Source organism: Candidatus Liberibacter solanacearum CLso-ZC1 (assembly GCF_000183665.1).
Lineage (GTDB): Bacteria > Pseudomonadota > Alphaproteobacteria > Rhizobiales > Rhizobiaceae > Liberibacter > Liberibacter solanacearum.
Window position 1 is genome coordinate 525,629 of the sequence record NC_014774.1, and the last position, 21,122, is coordinate 546,750.

Genomic DNA, 21,122 nt, shown 5'->3' on the forward strand with positions numbered 1-21,122 from the left:
TATATGGATGGAAATTTTGTTGTATGAAAAATAGGATGAGAAATTGAATTGGATTATTCAGACGCATATTCCCTTAGGCGATTATTTACAAGCTTTTTTTTCATATCTTACTAACAACGGAGAGTGGTTTTTCAGTTTTTTATCATTTATCTTGCTTAAGATTGTAAACTTTATTTTATTCCTTCTCCAATTTTTTTCTCCATTAGTATCTATTTGTATTTTGTCCTTGTTAGTATTAGTTATTAAGCGCTCTATAGCTATTACAGTTGGTACGGCTATGGGTCTGTTATTGATTGTTAATCAGGGATATTGGCAAGAAACAACGGAAACTTTGTCTTTAGTATTAGTTTCTACCTCTATTTCTATGTTAATAGGCGTCCCTCTTGGAGTTTTTGCCGCTTGGTATCCAAGATTCTATTCCATCATACGCTTATTGCTTGATTCTATGCAGACTATTCCGACATTCGTGTATCTTATTCCGGCATTAGTTCTTTTTGGTCTTGGAATGGTTCCAGGAATGGTTGCAACAATTGTGTTTTCTATTCCGACTTCTGTTCGTTTAACTCGACTGGGAATTATTTCAACGCCTCCAGTTCTTAAAGAAGCAGCACGTGCATTTGGAGCAACGCCGTTTCAGGTTTTTCGTAAAGTAGAGCTCCCATTCGCAATACCACAGATTGTAGCAAGTTTGACGCAAACAATCATGCTGTCTTTGTCAATGGTTGTAGTAACTGCGCTGGTTGGCTCCGATGGTTTAGGGGTGCCAGTATTGCGTGCTCTTAATACAGTCGATATAGGAAAAGGATTTGAATCAGGTTTTTGTATTGTTATTATAGCAATTATACTAGATCGTTTGTTTAGTATTCCAGATCCAAGAGATATGACATGAATGATTGTGCAGTAAAGTTTCGTGATGTTGATATTGTCTTTGGAGAATCTTCAAAGAAAATCCGAAAGAGGTTTAAATGTAGCATTAAGAAAGAAGATGAGGATTCTACCTATCGTATTGTTTCAGCTGTTACTAAGGCTAATCTTGAAGTAAAAAAAGGAGAGATTCTTGTATTAATGGGGCTTTCAGGAGCAGGTAAATCTACTCTATTGCGCTCTATTAATGGATTAGCTCCTGTGGTACGAGGGGAGGTGTTGGTTGATACGGATAAGGGATTTGTTAATCCATATTCTACAGATGCAAGTGTTCTGCGTAAATTACGTATGCATACTGTTTCTATGGTATTTCAACAATTTGCACTTTTGCCGTGGAGAACTGTAGCGCGTAATGTTGAATTAGGATTAGAATTTCTTGATATCTCTGACATAGAGAGAAAATCTAGGGTCGCCGAACAGCTTGAAATTGTAAATTTGACCAAATGGGCTGATTGCAAAATTAACATGTTATCGGGCGGGATGAAACAACGAGTGGGTTTTGCTCGAGCATTTGCTACTGGTGCTCCTATTTTGCTTATGGATGAACCGTTTTCATCATTGGATCCATTGATTAGGATGCGCCTACAAGATGAATTATTAGCATTACAAAAACAGTTAAAAAAAACCATTGTTTTTGTGAGTCATGATATTAATGAGGCTTTTCGATTAGGAAATCGTATTGCGATTATGGAAGGGGGGCGTATTATCCAATGCGGTACACCACAAGAAATAATTTTGCATCCAGCCAATGGTTATGTCTCTGAATTTGTACAAAAATTAAATCCTATTACTACACTTGTTGCGAGTGACATTATGCGTTCTTTTTCGGAAGGAGATGAATCAGATATAGTGAATAAAGTTCCTAAGCAAATGTCTTTGGTAGATATTATTGATATGGTCGCTGATAACTCAGGAAAAATTGGGGTTGTCGCAGATGGTAAAATTATTGGTGTTATTACCGCTATGGAGATTATTAAGGGTCTTGCTTGTTGTAGAAAATTTACAAACAATGGAAGTTTTTAGAATCCATCCTTAAATATATTGATTTCTATCAATGAAAATTGGCATTTATCCCCAAAATAAGTATAAGAAAAAATATGTTTTGTAATGATTCTAGGTCTATTTGTCTTGATAGGTTCATTTAGAGTAATTGACGTTTTATTCGGGTAGAGAATATTCTACAAAACGTTCTTTTGAGACGGAAAATAGTTTTCCTGTTTCAATGGTCTGAGAAGAACATAATAATGAGATTATCTTTGCAATTTTTTGTGGATGTGGAATAGTGTTAGGATCTTCTCTCGGCATAGCTTGTGCTCGCATAGAGGTGCGCGTTGGGCCAGGATCTATGTTAATAATACGTAGATTAGTATTGGATGTTTCTTTTGCCCAGGTACGTGCTAATGCTTCTACTGCTGCTTTAGAAGTAGAATAAGCTCCCCAAAATGGACGACATTTATGCGCTGCTCCAGATGATAAAATAATAGCTCGCCCATAATGAGATTTTTTAAGCCAAGGGTCAAAAGTACGCATAAGATTTAAATTGGCACTGACATTTAGCGACATAACATCTTCAAAATTTTTTTCTCGTATTTGCCAAATCGGAGTAATGGGACCAAGGATGCCAGCATTAGCTATTAAAATATCTAGTTTTCCCCAACGTTTTGCAATATATGTTTTGGTTAATTCAAGAGCTTTGTTGTCTCTTAAATCAAAAGACATGATGTCTATGCTCTTTTTTGTTTTTTGTAGAGTATTTTTTAGTTCTTCTAATTGACTAACATTACGAGCACAAGCAATGACATGCGCTCCAGCTTTTGCTAATTCTAAGGCTGTATAATAACCAATGCCACGAGATGATCCCGTCACAAGTGCTACTCTATTTTTTAGATTAATACTATCATATTTTTTTTTGATTGGCAATTAATCATAATCATGAGCTTACTATCATAGATAACTCTTCGGCATCATGTTGCAATTTTTTATCTAGAAGTGGGGTTGGATAGTCTCCTGTAAAGCAATGATCAGCAAATGCAGGATTTTTTGGATCACGTGGTGAGCCACAAATAGCCTCGTACAAACCATCAACAGACAAAAATCCTAAAGAATCGACTCCTATAAAATCACACATTTCTTGTAGAGAAGAATATTGATTAGCTAACAGGGTATTAGGATCTGGAATATCTATGCCATAAAAATCAGGATACAATACCATTGGACTCGCTACTCGAAGATGCACTTCTTTAGCACCTGCGTTTCGTATCATTTGTACGATTTTAACTGATGTAGTTCCACGAACGATTGAATCATCAATGAGCACTATGCGTTTGCCTGCAAGGATTGTACGATTCGCAGAATGTTTTAATTTGACACCAAAAGATCGAATTTGATGAGATGGTTCAATAAAAGTACGTCCTACATAATGATTTCTAATAATACCTTGTTCGAAAGGAATGCCACTTTCTTTTGCATAGCCTATAGCTGCTGGGACTCCTCCATCTGGAATGGGAACAACAATATCAGCGGCAACAGGAGATTCTTTTGCGAGGTTTTTACCCATATTTTGGCGAGATACATAGATACTTCGTCCACTGACTATCGAATCAGGTCTGGCAAAATAAACATATTCAAACATACACATACGTTCAGGCAATACAGAAGAATTTTTATAAGAGTTAATTGATATCGAGCCATTTTCCTGCAGTTCACATACAATGGTTTCGCCATTTTCTACATCGCGGACGTATTGAGCACCAGTGATATCAAGAGCGCATGTTTCAGAACAAAAAACAGGTTTTCCATGTAGTTCTCCCATGATCAATGGACGAATTCCCGTTGGATCTCGTGTCGCAATTAATTTTGTACGCGTGAGAGCAAGCATCGCATACGCACCTTGTACATATTGTAAGGAATCAATAAAACGATCACCAGAACCATTTTTTTGAGAACGTGCAATTAAATGCAGCACAACTTCTGTGTCAGAAGTAGATTGAAAAATAGCTCCACTAGAGATTAGTTTTTTCCGTAGGGACAAACCATTTGTAAAATTTCCATTATGTGCTATGGCGATTCCTCCTGCTTGGAGATCTGCGAACAATGGCTGTACATTTCTTATAATTTTATCTCCAGTTGTAGAATATCGTACATGCCCGATAGCCATATTCCCCGGCAAAAAAGATAAAGTTTCTGGATTTGTAAAGTGATCTCCAACTAATCCCAAATATTTTTCGGAGTGAAATTTATTTCCATTAAAAGATATTATTCCGGCAGATTCTTGTCCACGATGTTGAAGAGCATGTAATCCAATAGCCGTTAGGGTTGCTGCATCTGGATTCCCTAGAATTCCAAATACTCCACATTTCTCATTTATCTGATTACAATTTTTTCGATTAGAATCCAAGGATTTCAAAGGTATGTTCATTGTTGCTTTCTATATATATATATATGAGAATGAATTGTTTTGTGTATAATACCAATCAGATGTTTTATCTTGTTAAGATTGTTATAAATGCAAAGAAAGATTAAGCCATATAGCTCTTTGTGTATATAATATAAATTAGTCGCCAAATGGTATAATAAATTTTTTTGATCTTCTCAAGAAACGAATAGTCCCACACATTTGACGTATTAAGTACGTGGAATAATTTTTTTTAATTTCGTTGACATATCATCAAATATTTTTTTTGATATAGATTTCTGGATCCATTCAGGTTCTTTACTTTCGTTGACAATTAAATTCCAACAAGCAGTAGCTATTACTAGTAAAAACAATCCACGTACTCCCCCAAACAAGCATCCTAATATTTTATCCAAGAATACAGAACGAATATAAATCGGCTTACTAATTATCCTCAATAGAATAGATACAGCGGTGAATATGATCAAGAATAATGGTACTATTGTCGCTATTAATGCAATTTGCTTATTTTGAAAATATTCAGATCCTTTTGCAAAGATCATTAGGTATAAATAACGGGTTATTATGGCGGAAAAAATCCAGTTGGTTAAAGAGATCATTTCACTCAATATGCCTCGTACCATTGCTAATATAGCTGAAATCAATATGAATCCGAAGCAAATAATATCAAAATACGTTATTTCCATGTTGAATTTAAACTCCTGATTAGTATGTACATTTTTAATCCTCTTTTTTTTGAAGAGATTTTATTTTTTGGACGAGATCACTAAGATTTATGATGTGTTGACTATCAATAATTCCAATTTTACATTCTCCTTTAGAAGGTTCTGGAAATATACCTGATAAGAAACCTATTTTTTCTGCTTCTTTTAGTCGTTGTTGAATATGCCCAACAGGCCTAACATCTCCCGATAAACTAATTTCTCCAAAATAGATACAACTACTTGGCAAAGGTATGCAAAATATAGATGAAATTAATGCTGCTGCAACGGCTAGATCAGCTGCTGGTTCTGATATACGATATCCGCCTGCTACATTAAGATGAACATCATGATTCCCAAATTTGATCTTACAACGTGCTTCTAATACAGCTAAAATCATTGCTAACCGAGAGGAATCCCATCCAACAACTGTGCGACGAGGCATTCCAAGGGACGTGGGAACAACCAAAGATTGTATTTCTACCAAAAGAGCACGTGTTCCTTCTATACCCGCAAAGACAGCTGCTCCTGGAGATGTAGAATCTCGATTTGAGAGAAACATTTTAGAAGGATCAGAAACTTCTTGAAGCCCTTTGTCAGACATTTCAAAAACACCTATTTCGTCTGTTGGTCCAAAACGATTTTTGACACTGCGTAATATACGATAATCATATTGGGCATTACGTGTGCCACCTTCAAAATAAAGAACTGCATCTACCATGTGTTCAATAACTCTTGGTCCGGCAATCTGTCCTTCTTTAGTAACATGTCCAACTAATACCATAGAAACATTATTTGTTTTTGCGTATTGAATTATTAATTGGACGCTTGTGCGTACCTGTATAACTGTGCCAGGCGAAGATTCCGCTATTTGGCTCCACAAAGTTTGAATAGAATCTATGATGACAAGATCAGGTTTTTCATTGGTTAAAAGAGTTTCTATTATGTCTTCTACATTAGTTTCAATACCCACCTGCACAGAACTATTGAGAGTATTTAATCGTTGAGAACGCAATCTAATTTGTCCGATTGATTCTTCTCCAGAGACGTAGGTGATGTTGTGTTTTTTATATGCCAAAGATGCTGCTGCTTGCATTAGTAATGTGGATTTTCCAATTCCAGGATCTCCTCCTACCAAGATGACCGAACCACGTACGAATCCTCCTCCTGTAACGCGATCAAGTTCACTAATATGAGTTTGAATGCGTGATTCTTCTTCTATTAATTCTTCTGACAGCATAACAAGGGGGATAGGACGACCTTTTTTTATTTTTTTATTAAATCTCTGGTCATCTTCTTGTTTTGAGTCATCCTCAACAATGGTATTCCATTCATTACATGAATCACATTTTCCAACCCATCGTGAGTGAATTTCACCGCAAGCTTGACAAAGGTATTGGGATCGTGTTTTTGCCATTTGTCGAACTACCTTGAATTTTTTATGTCCATAACTCTTTTGAGTGGTCCATTATATTTATGATATTCTTTACGTATAAAACCTTGCATAGCGTGTTCCAATTCTTACAAGAAGATCATAATTGGTGGTTCTAGATGCAAGAGCAACATCATCTAGTTTTATATTAGGCCCAAAAACTTCGATATAATCTCCTGCTTCTATGCCGATAGAATCGGTAATGTCAAACATTGTTATATCCATTGTTATTTTTCCTAGGATAGGGACCATATAACCTTTGATAAATCCCTTTCCTCCTGGAAACTGAGCTTGGTTATGTTCTAAATCTATTCCTGAAAGGGTAAGAGGATAACCATCTGCATAACCAATAGCTGCAACGGCTATTAGACTATTGCGTTTTAATTTTTTTTGTCCTCCATAACTAATTACTTCTCCTGCGGCTGCTTCTCGGATGAGAATAATACGGGCTTCTGCAGTTACAACAGTTTGCATAGGATTTAATTTATTGATTGCAGGTGTCCCTCCATATAGTGATATTCCGGGACGAGTTAATTGGAAGTGATAGTTTTCACCAAGCAGGATTCCTGCCGAAGAAGCTAAACTTGCTTCTATCCCCTTATAACTTTTCATAAGAGTAAGAAATTGCTCTAATTGTGAAGAGTTCATAAGAGATACTGGATCTTCAGAACAAGCAAGATGACTCATTATTAGAGACAACTTATCTGATTTTTTATTAGAAAAATTTTTTGCAAAATTCAATGCTTCTTGTAAACTTAATCCCAATCTATTGAATCCTGTATCAACTTGTAAAGCATAAGGATGAGAGAATCCATTGCTCATTAATTTTAAATAGAAAGTAAGTTGTTGGGATGAAGAGATAACAGGGATTAAATTTGCATCGAATAGAATCTTTTCCTCTCCTGGATGTATACCATATAAGACAAAAATTTTTGCTTTTGGGACGTATGCACGAAGTTTTACTCCTTCCCCTACATGGGCAACAAAAAAATCTTGTACTCCAGAATTGTAGAGGGTTTGTGCTATTTTTTCAAAACCCAGTCCATAGGCATTATCTTTTACTACTGCTGCTGTTCGTGCACAACCAGAAAGCACATTCATGCTATTCCAATTATTTTTAAGAGCAGAGAGATCAATTTTAAGTCTCAGAGGTTCATTTGCATGCATGTAAAAAATATTGTGTATTGTGCAATGGATAGGACAACAATCTATTATTGATTAAATTGTTCATTCTGTTGATAAGATGAATCGGCCAGTGCAGAAAAGCGTGTAAATTCTGCTTGAAAGGCAAGGGTAACTGTTCCTGTTGGTCCGTGACGTTGTTTAGCTATAATAATGTCAGCAATTCCTTTTACTCTTTTGAGATCTTCTTGCCATTTTGTATATGCGAGGACATCGTCTTTATTCGTAGGTTCTTTGTTTTTGACGTAATATTCATCACGGATGACGAAAAGCACTACATCTGCATCTTGTTCAATAGAGCCAGATTCGCGTAAATCTGATAGTTGGGGACGTTTATTTTCACGATTTTCTACTTGTCGAGAAAGTTGTGAAAGGGCAATAATTGGTATATTGAGTTCTTTTGCCAAAGCTTTCAGAGCCATGGTAATACTTGTAATTTCAAGAACACGATTTTCTTCAAATTTCTTGGAGGAAGTCATGAGTTGTATATAATCTACAATAAGAAGATCAAGACCTCTTTGACGTTTTAATCGACGTGCACGTGCTGCTAATTGACCAATGGAAATACCTCCAGTTTGATCAATATACAGGGGTAATTTTTGCATTACCTGAGAACAGCCTACAATTTTTTCATAGTCAGGTTGTGTTAATTCTCCTCTACGTATCTTTGAAGAAGGGACTTCCGTCTGTTCAGAGATAATACGGGTAGCAAGCTGTTCAGAAGACATTTCTAAAGAGTAAAACCCAACAATACCACCATTTATAGTTTTATAAGATCCATCTACTTGTAGTTCCGATTTGTATGCATCCGCAACATTATATGCGATGTTTGTTGCTAGTGATGTTTTTCCCATACCTGGACGCCCTGCAATAATGATAAGATCGGAACGTTGTAATCCTCCCATTTGCTTGTCGAGAGTTTGAATTCCTGTAGAGATTCCAGCAAGTCTTCCATCTCGATTAAAAGCTTGTCCAGCCATATCAATAGCAGTTGTCATTGCATCAGAAAATGAGTGAAATCCTCCATCATACCGGCCATTTTCTGCTAGATTAAACAGTTTTCGTTCTGCTTCTTCAATTTGAGCTGACGGGGAGGGTTCAAGAGATGCTTCATAAGCGGTGTTCACCGTTTCTTCGCCAATACTAATAAGGGCACGACGTAGTGATAATCCATAAATCGTTTTTCCATAATCTTCGGCATTTATTATGGAAACAGCCTCAGATGCTAGACGCGCCAAATACTGTGGTATCGTTAATCCTCCCAACATATCTTGGGTAGACAAAAAAGTTTTAATCGTAACGGGATTAGCTGTCTTGTTCATATAGATTAATTTGCCAGCAATTTCAAAAATCTTCTGATGAATTCCTTCAAAAAAATGTGATGGTTTTAAAAAATCTGATACTCGATAAAAAGCATCATTATTCACTAGGATAGCTCCTAAAAGCGCTTGTTCTGCCTCAATATTATTAGGAGATTCGCGATAATGAGCGGAATCTTCTTTAGGAATAGAAATGACATCTTGAGATGTATTAATCATTTTCTGTTTCCAATACAGGTCTAATGTTTACAATCTAGAAAAACATCAACAAAAAAAATCTCAATGGCAACCTTATAAAATAAAAATATTTTTCTGTATCTAGGCGATATATTTTGGCCAAAATATAAATAAATTTGTTTTTTGGATTTACATCTTGTGCAGCATTATTTGCGTTCTATTGATAATATACGATATAAATCAAGAGGTTATTTCTGTTATTTCTTCTTCTGGTTTTAATGTTTTTTCCTGTTTTACCATTTCCTCGGTAGAACGGGCTATGTTTAAAGTAATTGTGGCAGTAACATCAGCATGGAGTAATATCTCTATATTGTGTACTCCAATTAATTTTATCGGTACCTTCAAATTAATTTTTCCACGATTAATATTAAATCCTTTTTCAAGTAATAAATCTGCTATATCACGACTTGAAACTGATCCATAGAGATGTCCCGTATCTCCTGCGGATCGAATTATGGAAAAAACATCTTCTGCTAAAACTTTAGCCATTTCTTCAAATTTTTTCTTTTGTTCAAGATCTTTTTCTTGTAAAACCGAACGTTGAGATTCAAAAAAAGCTTCATTTTTTGCATTGAATCTTAGGGCTTTTTTCGATGGTAAAAGATAATTGCGTGCATAACCATTTTTAACCTTAACTACTTTCCCCATGGGGCCAAGATTTGACATATTTTGAAGAAGAATGACTTCCATTAGTTTATTCCTTTCTCAAGCGTTTTATATTCGCTATGTTGTTTAATATGCAAGCCGCATGGCATAATAACTAACCACGACATATTGACAAGTTTATAAGTAATATACTTCAATACGGAGAGATGTGCTCAAAATATTGGAATATAATCAAAACGATAAAGAGTTATTCTCCTTAAAATACGCTTGAAAGATACATGAACATAAGAGACGAAAAACATTATAGAGAGAAGTAAAAAGATAATCAAAAAAGAAGAATAAGCCATTTAATGACTATAATCTAGATTTATTATGTCTATAATAATTGTCCCTTATCCCAATATATTTTTGCGTATGAAAAAATTCAAGACCGTTGTATAATTCTGTATAGCAAGAAATAAAACGCAATATCTACCTAAATATTAATCCCCATAATAAATCTAGCTATACACGAGGCATACATTATTTTTACTCCTAAGTTACATTTCAAAAACAACATATCAAGGAATACTATAAGCCACATTTAAAAAGAAGAGAGATAACTACATTTGCTTCCATTGCTTTTCTCTAGAAGTAGCTTGTTTCTAAATATTTACATAGGCGATCAGTCCAAGATAACGTGCGCGCTTGATCGCTTTAGCAAGCTCGCGTTGTTTTTTCTGTGAAACAGATGAAATTCGAGAAGGAACTATCTTACCACGTTGAGATAAAAAACGGTTCAAAAGACGAATATCTTTATAGTCAATTCGAGGGGCTCCCTTACCAGAAAAGGGGCAAGATTTGCGACGATGACTCATATTTCTACGCAACAAAGGGGCGGGAGATGAAGATTCAGACACTTGTAATAACTCCTATGATAAGACTTTTTCTTCGTCAACATGGCTCTTACGATCAGCATTTCGATCTTTTGGGAATCGATCGTTTTTATCATCGCGATCATATCTCTGCATCGTTAAAGAAGGTGAATCTTCGTGAGAATCAACTGAAATAGTAAGATAGCGCAAAACATTTTCATCAATACGCATCCGTCTCTCCAGTTCATGAATAGAAGCAGGAGGGGAGGCGATATTCATCAAAACATAATAGGCTTTGCGATGTTTATTAATGCGATACGCTATGGTTCGCATACCCCATTCATTCACAAGGCGGACTTCGCCACCATTTTCCTTAATCAAGGACTGATATTGTTCAATCGTATCCTTAATCTTTTGACTAGGGATATCTTGTCGCAAGAGAAAAACATGCTCATAGAGATTCATACCTAATTGCCTTTTTTAGCGTTTTTATTCAAATATTTCTTTTTTATCATACAAATCAGATACATCAACGAAATAATTTGAATTTCTCTAATAATTCTTCTGTATTTTAGCGAGAATAGTAGCCAATACAATAGAAAAATACCTTGAAGAACAAGACGATACATGCATTTTTTATAAAAATCAATCCCCTATCAGATTACTTTATGATGTTCAATATAGACTATCGATCAAGCGTGCAAAATGTTGACATTGTCTTGATGATAATATCTCTTTTATCCCTTAATCTTAGTTATTTTGTTTTTATATTCAAAAGAATGTAATGGGAGGTTATCATATTATTTTTCCATATAGAAGAACATGAGATTTTTTAGGTATCGTCTTCTTCCAGTATGCCTTGTCTGCAAATTAAAATATTTTTTAGGTATTGAGGTAGTTTCCTGTTCTTCAAATAGAAGAGATTTTAATTTATCTCGATATTATAGAAAAGTTGGATAAGGATATATTGAGGTACTCTTGATAATGTTGCCAGGTAATTTGAGAGTTAGAATGTTAAATCAAGATCAAGTATTTTTTCATTATGTTTAGTTATTAAGGATTTAGGATTTTTGAGATGCCAATTCCAGGCGGATTTTATAATATCGTTTAGCGTGTATTTTGGGCTCCATCCTAAAACATTCTTAGCTTTTTTATTGTCGGCTACGAGAGCAGGAGGGTCTCCTACGCGCCTAGGCGCGTAGGAGATAGGAAATGTGCATCCATATATACGCCTAATGGTAGATAAAATTTCTTTGACTGTACTTCCATTTCCAGTTCCAAGATTAATGGCTATATTATCCCCTCCATTTAATAAGTATTCTAATGCCATTACGTGTGCATTGGCTAAATCTAGGACATGAACGTAGTCACGCAGACAAGTCCCATCTATTGTAGCATAATCTTGTCCAAAAACTTCGAAACGATCTTGGTAGCCCAGGGCTGTTTTAATTGCTAATGGAATAATATGAGTTTCAGGATCATGCCATTCGCCAATAACGTTATCAAATGTTGCGCCTGCCGCGTTGAAATACCTCAGCGCAACAGATCGTAATCCATTGACTTTATTATGATTCAATAGCTCTCTTTCTACTACGTATTTAGTATAACCATATGGGGTTATTGCTTTCTGAGGATCGTTTTCTGTAAGTATTGCATTTTTTGGAATACCATACGTTGCGCAAGTAGAAGAAAAGATAAATCTTTTCACATTTGCCTCGATAGCAGATGCAATGAGATTGAAACTACCTGTTACATTTATTTCATAGAACAAAGAGGGGTTTTCCACTGATTCTCTTACATTCGTTAAGGCTGAAAAATGCATTACAGATATTGGATTGTATTTTGCGAAGACCATCCGAAGATTCGTATGATCACGGATATCTACCTGTTCTAGTGGTCCCCATAAAACGAATTCAGCATGTCCGCTTGATAAATTATCCAATACAATGGGTAAAAATCCTCTTTCAGACAGGAGGCGACAGGTATGGGCGCCGATGTATCCGGCTCCTCCGACAACGAAAACAGTTTTATTGTCCATGGCAAGAAAAATCCATTGAATCATGACCCTTTTGGGGGATTGAAGAGGCGAGTAAAAACTTACACTGGGATTTCGGAAGGATTTTTTTTACATAAAAATCATGGGTTTGTGAACCGAGTATATCATAAAATTTTTATTAAGTATATGATCCATGGCAATGTTTGTATTTTTTACCATTGCCACAAGGACAAGGGTCATTGCGTTTTATATGTTTTTTTTCTGATATATCGGGGATATTTATTGCCTCTTTTGTGTGTGCAACAACAAGATGACCATTATCTTTTTTAACACAGTGCGTAATAGATACAGCAGGGGAATCTTCTGGCACATTATTGATGTAACTCGAGTCAATGTGTGTAAGTTGAGAGACGACGTCTCTTCGCAAGGAAGTAAGTAACGTATTGAAAAATCCAAAGGCTTCGGATTTATATTCTTGCAATGGATCCCGTTGTGCATATCCGCGAAATCCTATGACGGATCGCGAGTGTTCCAGCATGGTTATATGTTCACGCCAGAAGTAATCTAGAGTGTGAAGGATTATATAACGCCCTATTTCTTGTATTTTTTCTACCCCGAAGGATTTTTGTTGATCTGCCGCTATTTTATCGATTTTATCCATAATTCTTTTTGATATTTCATTATGATCTATGCCATCTTCATTGCGCCATTCTATGATAGGAAAATGAGCTCCAAAAACTTCATTAAGTTCCGATTCTAATTGTTCAACATCCCACTTTTCTGGATAGGAATTGGTTGGAATGTATTTCTTAATGATACTATGCGCCGTTTCATAACGCATATCACCAATGATTTCTAAGATATTCTCCGTGTCTATTATTTCTAGGCGCTGTTCAAAAATTATCTTACGTTGTGCGTTGAGAACGTCATCATATTTTAATAAGTTTTTTCTTGTTTCAAAATTACGTGCTTCAACTTTTTGTTGGGCGCGTTCAATCGCTTTATTAATCCATGGATGAATAATGGCTTCGCCTTTTTCTAATCCTATTTTTTGTAGAAAACTTTCCATGCGAGGAGAGCCAAATATACGCATCAGATCGTCTTGAAGTGATAGATAAAATTTTGATCGTCCTGGATCTCCTTGACGACCCGATCGTCCACGTAACTGGTTGTCTATCCGTCTGCTTTCGTGGCGTTCTGTAGCGATTACATAGAGTCCACCCGCGGCAATAGCTTTGCTTTTTAAAGACTGAATTTCTTCATTAATTTGCTGTATGCGTTGATTTCTTTTTTCTTCGTTAGAAATGTTAAGTAATTCATGTTCAATGCGCATTTTAACATTTCCTCCAAGCTGAATATCTGTTCCTCTTCCCGCCATATTAGTTGCGATAGTGATGGCTCCGGGAATGCCAGCTTGAGAAATGATATAAGCTTCTTGTTCGTGATAGAGCGCATTGAGAATTTTAAAATTCGTAAACTTATGCTTACGGAGTTGATTGGCTAAGTATTCTGATTTTTCTATCGAAGATGTCCCAACGAGAACCGGTTGTCCTTTTTTGTGAGAATCTATAATTTCTGCAATAATTGCGGCATATTTTTCTTCAGAAGTCTGATAGACTTCATCATGTTCATCAATACGAATAACTGGGAGATTGGTGGGGATTTCAAAAACATCTAGATTATAAATATTAGATAGCTCTTCGGCTTCTGTAGAAGCTGTTCCAGTCATTCCTGATAATTTTTTATATTTTAAGAAATAGTTTTGGAATGTAATGGAAGAGAGAGTTTGATTTTCAGGTTGTATTTTAACTCTTTCTTTCGCCTCTAAGGCTTGATGTTGTCCGTCAGCATATCTTCTTCCTGGCATCATGCGTCCAGTGAACTCATCAATGATAACAACTTCATTGTGGTTTACAATATAATCTCTATCGCGGAAAAAAAGTGTATGAGATTTAAGTGCATTGTTGACAAGATGGACAATTGCCACATTCTCAAAATCATACATCCCCCCTGATTTTATAAGATTTTCGCTAAATAATAGCTCTTCTACTCTCTCAGTTCCTTTTTCAGAAAAGTGGACAGTTCGTTGTTTTTCATCAATTTCGTAATCAGAAGGTTGTAAACGAGTAATGATTGAATCAATGGTTTTATATAAATCAGACTGATCTTCCACAGGCCCTGATATAATTAAGGGAGTACGTGCCTCATCAATGAGTATTGAATCTACTTCGTCAATTATCGCAAAATTGTGTCCACGTTGCACCATGTCTGCACGTTTATATTGCATATTATCACGCAAGTAATCAAAGCCGAGCTCATTATTGGTGATATAGGTTATGTCGCAGGCATAAGCAGCACGGCGTTCGTCATCCGATAGATTATGCGTTACAACGCCGGTTGAAAGACCAAGAAACTCATATATTGGGGACATTGAACTAGAATCTCTGCGAGCAAGATAGTCATTAACAGTGACAACATGCACGCCTTTCCCAGATAATGCATTCAAATAGACAGGAAGAACAGCGGCCAAAGTTTTTCCTTCGCCCGTTTTCATTTCTGCTATACAGCCCTTATGGAGTATCATTCCCCCTACAAGCTGCACATCAAAGGGACGCATTTTTAGGATACGATGAGCAGTCTCGCGTACTACAGCAAATGCGGGCACTAATAGATCATCAAGTGATTTCCCATCGCTTATATGTCTTTTGAATTCTAATGTTTTGTTGGATAGTTCATCATTAGATAGTCTAGACATTTCCTCTTCCAGACCGTTAATTGCAGAAATCTGTTTATAATAAGGTCGCAAACGTCTTTCTTTGGAAGGAGCGAACAACTTACTTGCCAGCTTTATTAGACTGAACATAGAAATGTTTTTCCTCTTCGAAGAATATCCCGTGTTACGGAGATTGTTGTGTCTAATATCCTTAAACGCATTATGCGTGAAAAAACTATAGATCTGTCTTAATAGAGTATCTAGATATAATCATCTGTTATTTGATGTCAACGGGATGTATATGGCATAAAAAATTTTGCAGAACTATGTTTTTACTATAAATATGGGTATGAATTGTTGTTAAAGATATTTTATTAGGTTCTTAAATTGACAGGATTATGTTAATAATTAGACAGTTTTTCTATTCAATACGAATATATTTGTTGATGAATTAGATTGGATTAATGTTGTGCCTATTTCTTCTTTCTCTCTTATGTCGCGATCTCGCGTTACTCCTGTTCCCCTGCCGATAAAAGGAGTGAGGCTATCTACCGCTTCTTTAGGCATTAAATATGTTGGACGTGATGATGTATTTTTAATGTTATTTGATAAACCAGCATCTGTTGCAGGGGTTTTTACTCGTTCACGTTGTCCATCAGCGCCTGTAGATTTTTGTCGGACAAATTTGCCGCATGGTATTGCAAGGGCATTGGTAGTTAATTCTGGTAATGCTAATGCATTCACAGGGAAAAGAGGGCGGGATGCTGTGCATTTTATTGCTCAATCTCTATCTGATCTGATATCTTGTCAAGAAGATGAGGTTTATGTTGCTTCTACAGGTATCATTGGTGAATTTTTGGATATTGGCAAGTTTGATGGTGTTTTTGATAAACTTCTTCATAATGCCACTGATGATGCTTGGCTTGATTCTGCTAAAGCGATGATGACTACAGATAGTTATGCTAAGACTGCAGTGCGCACGGTCAATATCGATGGGGTTAAAGTAACAATCAATGGTATGGCTAAAGGGGCAGGGATGATTGCCCCTGATATGGCGACTACCCTTGCATTTGTTGTGACAGATATTGATATTTCTTCTCCTGTGTTGCAGATTCTTTTATCTGAAGGAGTTGAGCATAGTTTTAATTCTATTACAGTGGATAGCGATACTTCAACCTCTGATACCCTTATGTTATTTTCGACAGGTACTGTTTCCGAAAATGTTCCTCCCATTACCAGTATAGATGATCAGCGTTTATCTACTTTTCGTCCAGTTCTTTTTGATATTTTAAAGGATTTAGCTCTTCAAGTGGTGTGTGATGGAGAAGGAGCTTCAAAGATTCTTGAAGTTACTGTTAAAGGAGCCGAAAATGCTACATCTGCGAAACAAGTAGCTTTTTCTATCGCCAATTCTCCTTTGGTTAAAACTGCATTTGCTAGTGGAAGCATCGGATGGTGGGGACGCATAGTAATGGCTATTGGAAAGTCTGGGGCGTTTGTAGATCGTGATAGCATATCCGTTTGGTTTAGAAATATCAGAATTGCTACCAATGGTGAGCCAGAAATTAATTTTTCTCAAGAAGACGTGCATTCTATAATGAAAGAAGAATGTATACCTATAGTGGTTGATCTTGGCATTGGGGATGGCGTTCACACGGTTTGGACCTGTGATTTTAGTGGAGAATATGTTCAGTTTAATAGTAACTGCCAAAGTTAATTTTATTCTATTCCTAACTTTTATTGAAATGTTGATGTTTATATTTAAAAGCCATTTGTTTGGTTTTTATTGTGAAGAACATATCCAGTATTGTTTTTCACAAGAGTAAATAGTGATTTTTTGACTAAAGATTTATTGTATCATTATTAGAAAAATGGAAATTTTTATGAATATAATGCCGAAAAAAATCCTATTAGTGGTTGCGTGTGCAGTTTTTGGGTCTTATGAAAAGGTTTTGCTTTCTTGTCGCCCTAAAAACAAATCATATGCGGGATTTTGGGAATTTCCAGGGGGGAAAATTGAAGATGGGGAAACTCCAGAGGAAGCTTTGGTACGCGAATTATCTGAAGAGTTATCTATTATTGTTAAGCCAGTTGATTTGATTCCTCTCACTTTTGTGAGTCATTCTTACGATAAGTTCCATCTTTTGATGCCCTTTTTTTCCTGTCATCATTTTGAGGGTAGTCCACGATCTTGTGAGGGGCAGGAAATAAAGTGGGTGTCACTTGATGATGTGAAAAATCATTCTATATTACCAGCAGATCAGCCTCTCATTTCTTTTTTGCAACGCTATTCTCACCATATATAGGAAAAATTCAGATCGATGAAGAATTTTATGCCTTTTGTTAGGGAGTATTTAACCTTAATAAAGTACAAATTGTTTCCAAGCTAATAATCTAAAATCCAAAATAGGAGGAAAGATAGTGATCGGAGATAGTGTTAATTCCATAGATTTTAAGGAAAAATCTTCTTCAGACGGTGTGAAATGGAGAGATGGTAATATCTGGCTTTTATTTGGAATAGTTGTAGTTTATTTCTCAATTTCTTTTTCAAGCCGTGTTGTTGATTACGTGGATGAAAATCATTTCTATTATGACTATAAAAGGTATAACCGGATAAATTAGATTAAGTTTCTTGCGGCCCAATATAGTTCTTATAATGCTCATAAAAATATCTAAGGATGAAAAGCATTTACGAGGGTTATTGTGTCATTTGACCACTCTCCAATATTCCCGAATATTCCCGCACAGGTGTGTTTCATCCATCCTTTAACGAGCTTCTGTTTTTAAAGTATAGGGTGCGTTAAAGTGCATATGACAGAGATAGTTTATTGTATAATAAAATCAATATTTTTTGGATTTTTCACAATTTTTTGGATTTTTCACAATGTTTGTGAATAAAAATTGTCTTTAAATGGGAATTTAAGCATTATTTATACAAAACATATGAAAATAACGTTAAAAAGTAGCAAGTAATACTTGTCCTGAAGTTATTTATATGACAAATTGTTTTTTAATCAGAAAACAATAGTAATAAATAGGTTTTAACTTCTTTAAATAAGGTTTTATTGTGGTGTGTAATCAGAAAATACTCAATTTTTTGCTAAAGATGTGGCAGGTGTTTTGTGCTGTCAAAATGTCGGAAGCAAAGAAATTTATCCCTATGACACTTATGATGTTTCTTGTGTTGTTTAATTTTAGTACTTTGAGGCCTTTAAAGGATAGTTTGGTTGTTCCAAATATGGGGGCAGAGGTTATTAGTTTCGTAAAATTATGGTGTGTTTTCCCTTCTGCGATTCTCTTTACAATTATATATATGAAATTATCTAATATTTTAGATAGTGAAAAACTTTTTTATATAGTAGTTAGTTTTTTTGTTTCGTTCTTTGTGATTTTTGCGTTTGTTCTTTATCCTTATCGTGATTTTATCCATCCATCTCCGCAAACAATTAAAATTTGGGTATCTTCCTTTCCTTTCTTTAAATGGTTTCTTTTTTTAGCAGGCAAATGGTCTTTTGCATTGTTCTACGTTTTCGCAGAGCTTTGGGGAGCCGTCATGATCAACCTGATGTTTTGGCAATTTGCAAATAGGATTACCAAAACAGAAGAAGCAACACGCTTTTATGCGACTTTTGGGTTAGTAGGAAATGTGGGTTTGATATTTGCTGGTGGTATTATCATAAAGCTTTCCAAGCTTACAGATGCGCTTATGATATATTATTCAATGCTTACTTTAATCCTTTCTAGTTTTTTGCTGATGGCAATATACAGATGGATGAATGTTTATGTTTTAACTGATCCAAAACAGTATTCGCCTCGGAAAGGTGCCTTGAAAAAGAAGTTAAAATTATCGGTTTCTGATAGTCTTAAAATGGCGCTTAATTCTAAGTATTTAGGCTATATCGTTTTGCTGGTGATTTGTTATGGAACTGCTATTAATTTAGTTGAAGGCCCTTGGAAAGCAAAGGTTCGGGAACTATATCCATCTCAGAATGATTATGCGCAGTTTATGGGTCAGTTTATACAATGGACTGGTATCGTGACTATCGTATTTATGATACTTGGTAGTAATATTCTCAAAAGTGTTAGCTGGTTTACTTCTGCTATTATTACTCCTCTGATGATATTAATTACAGGAGGAGGTTTCTTCGTATTTGTTATCTTTGAAAATGCGCTTTTACCTTTGACAGAGGATATAATGAAACTTACTCCTTTGGTATTGGCGGTTTTTTTAGGTGCTTTGCAAAATATTTTGAGCAAGGCAACCAAGTATACAATGTTTGATTCAACCAAAGAGATGGCTTTTATTCCTTTAGATGATGAATTTAAAATAAAGGGTAAGGCGGTCGTAGATGTTATAGGGGGAAGACTTGCTAAGTCTGGTGGAGCTGTAATTCAGTCTTTTATATTTATGTTTGTTCCTATGGCAACGTTTTCAACTATTATTCCTTTTTTAACTGGTATTTTTCTATTTTTGATGTTCATTTGGATGTATGTAGTAACTCAATTGAACAAAGAATATACTCAGTTACTTGATAAAGAATAGATTTCGTAACGAACCTCTACTCTTATCAATTAAGAGTAGGGGTTTTCCCATTTAGTTATTGATAAATAAATTATTAGGTTAGTATTTAGTCATAGATTAATTTAATGAATGATAGATCACTATAATACTAGTATTATAGTGTTTTTTAAAAGCAGTTAATCGTATTTCTATAAAGGTTTATCTTTGGAATAGGGTATTTTAATCTCATTATAGATGCTATCTGCATTTAGATATTTGCATTGGAATTCGTATTTAATAATAGTTTTTCGTATTTTTAATTATTCTACTTAAGATAATGGCTTTATTTTACTATTTTTTCTTCTTTAGAAGCAGAAGATTTCCATCCGATCACATAAATAATAGAGAAATTAGCGGTTACATTTCCTGTCGATTCAGAATTTTCTTCTGCGTATATTTCGGCAGCGCGTGTGAAAAGTGATTTTTTAGGGGGGGTTGTGCTGCGGTGAATAAGGGGGTTGGACATTCCCATTTTACGTAAATCATGCATAAGATGAAACATTGATTTATAATATACGGTATAATTATCTTGATCTATAATAGGAGAGATAAAGCCCGCTTTTTGCATTAGAGCTCCTGCGCTCTTAATATCCATAAATGGAATGATACGAGGGCTGGCGCCGCCAGTTATTTCTGTCTCAGCTTGTAATAGCGATTTGCGAAGTTCACGGAGGGTTCCTACCCCAGGAATTGCTGCTAAAAACACTCCTCCTCGCTTTAATGTATTTTTTATTTTTAGAAACATACCCAGAGTATCATTGATTATATGGAGGGTTAGAGGGGATAAAATTAAGTCAATAGGTTGAGGAATAGAAGGAATATCTTCAAGAGGGCAGGCGAGAACTGTATTGTCTGAAGTAGAAAATTCTGTAGAAATTTCAGTGCGAATCATGCGACTAATTTTTTGGGTTTTCATACAGGTGCGTCCAACTATTCCAGTTGCTCCATGTAGTTCCATAGCATTGTCAAAGGTTTTATTGATCATATTCAGTCGAAAAGATATTTCCTTAGCGACTATATCTAAGAGGAAATGAGACGAAAAATCTTTTTGTCGAAGAGATCGGAGGCGATTTTTATTAATTAATTGCATATCAAAAAGAAGATTCATTGTAGATCTTTCATGGTATTGCTTTTACTTGTTATTCAATTATCACATGTAGGTTTAAGGTGAAATCATCTACG

At 35.4% G+C, this 21,122-nt stretch carries 17 protein-coding genes; 5 read left to right on the top strand and 12 right to left on the bottom strand.

Annotated features, from left to right (window positions below; translation table 11 throughout):
- Positions 1-43: 43 nt before the first annotated feature.
- Entirely contained in the window at positions 44-889 is an 846-nt protein-coding gene (gene choW, locus CKC_RS02390) for a choline ABC transporter permease subunit (RefSeq protein WP_013461892.1), read from the top strand.
- On the top strand, positions 886-1,947 hold the full coding sequence (locus tag CKC_RS02395) for an ATP-binding cassette domain-containing protein (protein ID WP_013461893.1): 1,062 nt from the start codon (positions 886-888) through the stop codon (positions 1,945-1,947). The genes choW and CKC_RS02395 overlap by 4 nt, the downstream gene beginning before the upstream one ends.
- 135 nt (positions 1,948-2,082) lie before the next feature.
- On the opposite strand, the gene CKC_RS02400 is transcribed toward CKC_RS02395, so the two are convergent.
- From CKC_RS02400 to secA, 11 genes are all read right to left on the bottom strand, one after another.
- On the bottom strand, positions 2,083-2,844 hold the full coding sequence (locus tag CKC_RS02400; protein WP_244391987.1) for an SDR family NAD(P)-dependent oxidoreductase: 762 nt from the start codon (positions 2,842-2,844) through the stop codon (positions 2,083-2,085).
- A gap of 10 nt (positions 2,845-2,854) precedes the next feature.
- Positions 2,855-4,342 carry an amidophosphoribosyltransferase gene (purF, locus tag CKC_RS02405; protein WP_013461895.1) on the bottom strand — a complete coding sequence of 496 codons (1,488 nt, stop codon included), beginning with the start codon at positions 4,340-4,342 and terminating at the stop codon, positions 2,855-2,857.
- A gap of 206 nt (positions 4,343-4,548) precedes the next feature.
- On the bottom strand, positions 4,549-5,025 hold the full coding sequence (locus tag CKC_RS02410) for a CvpA family protein (protein ID WP_013461896.1): 477 nt from the start codon (positions 5,023-5,025) through the stop codon (positions 4,549-4,551).
- Positions 5,026-5,059: 34 nt separating this feature from the next.
- Positions 5,060-6,457, bottom strand: coding sequence for a DNA repair protein RadA (gene radA / locus CKC_RS02415; RefSeq protein ID WP_013461898.1), 1,398 nt, complete (start codon positions 6,455-6,457; stop codon positions 5,060-5,062).
- A 69-nt stretch (positions 6,458-6,526) separates the two neighbouring features.
- Complete coding sequence (alr, locus tag CKC_RS02420; RefSeq protein ID WP_050780882.1) at positions 6,527-7,639, bottom strand: alanine racemase; 1,113 nt, start codon at positions 7,637-7,639, stop codon at positions 6,527-6,529.
- 44 nt (positions 7,640-7,683) lie between these two features.
- A complete protein-coding gene (locus CKC_RS02425) occupies positions 7,684-9,192 on the bottom strand; it encodes a replicative DNA helicase (protein ID WP_013461900.1) in 1,509 nt (502 codons plus the stop codon).
- Between the two features lie 198 nt (positions 9,193-9,390).
- Positions 9,391-9,900, bottom strand: a complete 510-nt coding sequence (gene rplI, locus CKC_RS02430) for a 50S ribosomal protein L9 (protein ID WP_013461901.1) — start codon at positions 9,898-9,900, stop codon at positions 9,391-9,393.
- A gap of 560 nt (positions 9,901-10,460) precedes the next feature.
- The gene (rpsR, locus tag CKC_RS02435; protein ID WP_013461902.1) at positions 10,461-10,715 is read right to left on the bottom strand and encodes a 30S ribosomal protein S18; all 255 of its coding nucleotides are present in this window, start codon (positions 10,713-10,715) and stop codon (positions 10,461-10,463) included.
- A 12-nt stretch (positions 10,716-10,727) separates the two neighbouring features.
- Positions 10,728-11,135, bottom strand: coding sequence for a 30S ribosomal protein S6 (gene rpsF, locus CKC_RS02440; protein ID WP_013461903.1), 408 nt, complete (start codon positions 11,133-11,135; stop codon positions 10,728-10,730).
- Between the two features lie 541 nt (positions 11,136-11,676).
- On the bottom strand, positions 11,677-12,708 hold the full coding sequence (galE, locus tag CKC_RS02445) for a UDP-glucose 4-epimerase GalE (protein ID WP_050780917.1): 1,032 nt from the start codon (positions 12,706-12,708) through the stop codon (positions 11,677-11,679).
- Positions 12,709-12,844: 136 nt separating this feature from the next.
- Positions 12,845-15,529, bottom strand: a complete 2,685-nt coding sequence (gene secA, locus CKC_RS02450) for a preprotein translocase subunit SecA (RefSeq protein ID WP_013461905.1) — start codon at positions 15,527-15,529, stop codon at positions 12,845-12,847.
- A gap of 343 nt (positions 15,530-15,872) precedes the next feature.
- Between secA and argJ the strand changes: the two genes are divergently transcribed.
- The 3 genes from argJ (at position 15,873) to CKC_RS02470 (ending at position 19,922) form a co-directional block, all read left to right on the top strand.
- Entirely contained in the window at positions 15,873-17,096 is a 1,224-nt protein-coding gene (argJ, locus tag CKC_RS02455) for a bifunctional glutamate N-acetyltransferase/amino-acid acetyltransferase ArgJ (protein WP_044054282.1), read from the top strand.
- Positions 17,097-17,262: 166 nt separating this feature from the next.
- Complete coding sequence (locus CKC_RS02460) at positions 17,263-17,685, top strand: (deoxy)nucleoside triphosphate pyrophosphohydrolase (RefSeq protein ID WP_013461907.1); 423 nt, start codon at positions 17,263-17,265, stop codon at positions 17,683-17,685.
- A gap of 761 nt (positions 17,686-18,446) precedes the next feature.
- Entirely contained in the window at positions 18,447-19,922 is a 1,476-nt protein-coding gene (locus CKC_RS02470; protein ID WP_143827764.1) for an Npt1/Npt2 family nucleotide transporter, read from the top strand.
- Positions 19,923-20,223: 301 nt separating this feature from the next.
- On the opposite strand, the gene CKC_RS02475 is transcribed toward CKC_RS02470, so the two are convergent.
- On the bottom strand, positions 20,224-21,048 hold the full coding sequence (locus CKC_RS02475) for a methyltransferase domain-containing protein (protein ID WP_013461910.1): 825 nt from the start codon (positions 21,046-21,048) through the stop codon (positions 20,224-20,226).
- Positions 21,049-21,122 lie beyond the last annotated feature (74 nt).

Excerpts from the sequence above, each read along its gene's own strand:
- radA (WP_013461898.1), bottom strand. The coding sequence starts at position 6,457 with ATGGCAAAAACACGATCCCAATACCTTTGTCAAGCTTGCGGTGAAATT.
- CKC_RS02475 (WP_013461910.1), bottom strand. The coding sequence starts at position 21,048 with ATGAATCTTCTTTTTGATATGCAATTAATTAATAAAAATCGCCTCCGA.
- CKC_RS02460 (WP_013461907.1), top strand. The coding sequence starts at position 17,263 with ATGAATATAATGCCGAAAAAAATCCTATTAGTGGTTGCGTGTGCAGTT.
- alr (WP_050780882.1), bottom strand. The coding sequence starts at position 7,639 with ATGCATGCAAATGAACCTCTGAGACTTAAAATTGATCTCTCTGCTCTT.
- argJ (WP_044054282.1), top strand. The coding sequence starts at position 15,873 with ATGTCGCGATCTCGCGTTACTCCTGTTCCCCTGCCGATAAAAGGAGTG.
- CKC_RS02425 (WP_013461900.1), bottom strand. The coding sequence starts at position 9,192 with ATGATTAATACATCTCAAGATGTCATTTCTATTCCTAAAGAAGATTCC.
- purF (WP_013461895.1), bottom strand. The coding sequence starts at position 4,342 with ATGAACATACCTTTGAAATCCTTGGATTCTAATCGAAAAAATTGTAAT.
- galE (WP_050780917.1), bottom strand. The coding sequence starts at position 12,708 with ATGGACAATAAAACTGTTTTCGTTGTCGGAGGAGCCGGATACATCGGC.
- rpsF (WP_013461903.1), bottom strand. The coding sequence starts at position 11,135 with ATGAATCTCTATGAGCATGTTTTTCTCTTGCGACAAGATATCCCTAGT.
- secA (WP_013461905.1), bottom strand. The coding sequence starts at position 15,529 with ATGTTCAGTCTAATAAAGCTGGCAAGTAAGTTGTTCGCTCCTTCCAAA.
- CKC_RS02395 (WP_013461893.1), top strand. The coding sequence starts at position 886 with ATGAATGATTGTGCAGTAAAGTTTCGTGATGTTGATATTGTCTTTGGA.
- CKC_RS02410 (WP_013461896.1), bottom strand. The coding sequence starts at position 5,025 with ATGGAAATAACGTATTTTGATATTATTTGCTTCGGATTCATATTGATT.
- rplI (WP_013461901.1), bottom strand. The coding sequence starts at position 9,900 with ATGGAAGTCATTCTTCTTCAAAATATGTCAAATCTTGGCCCCATGGGG.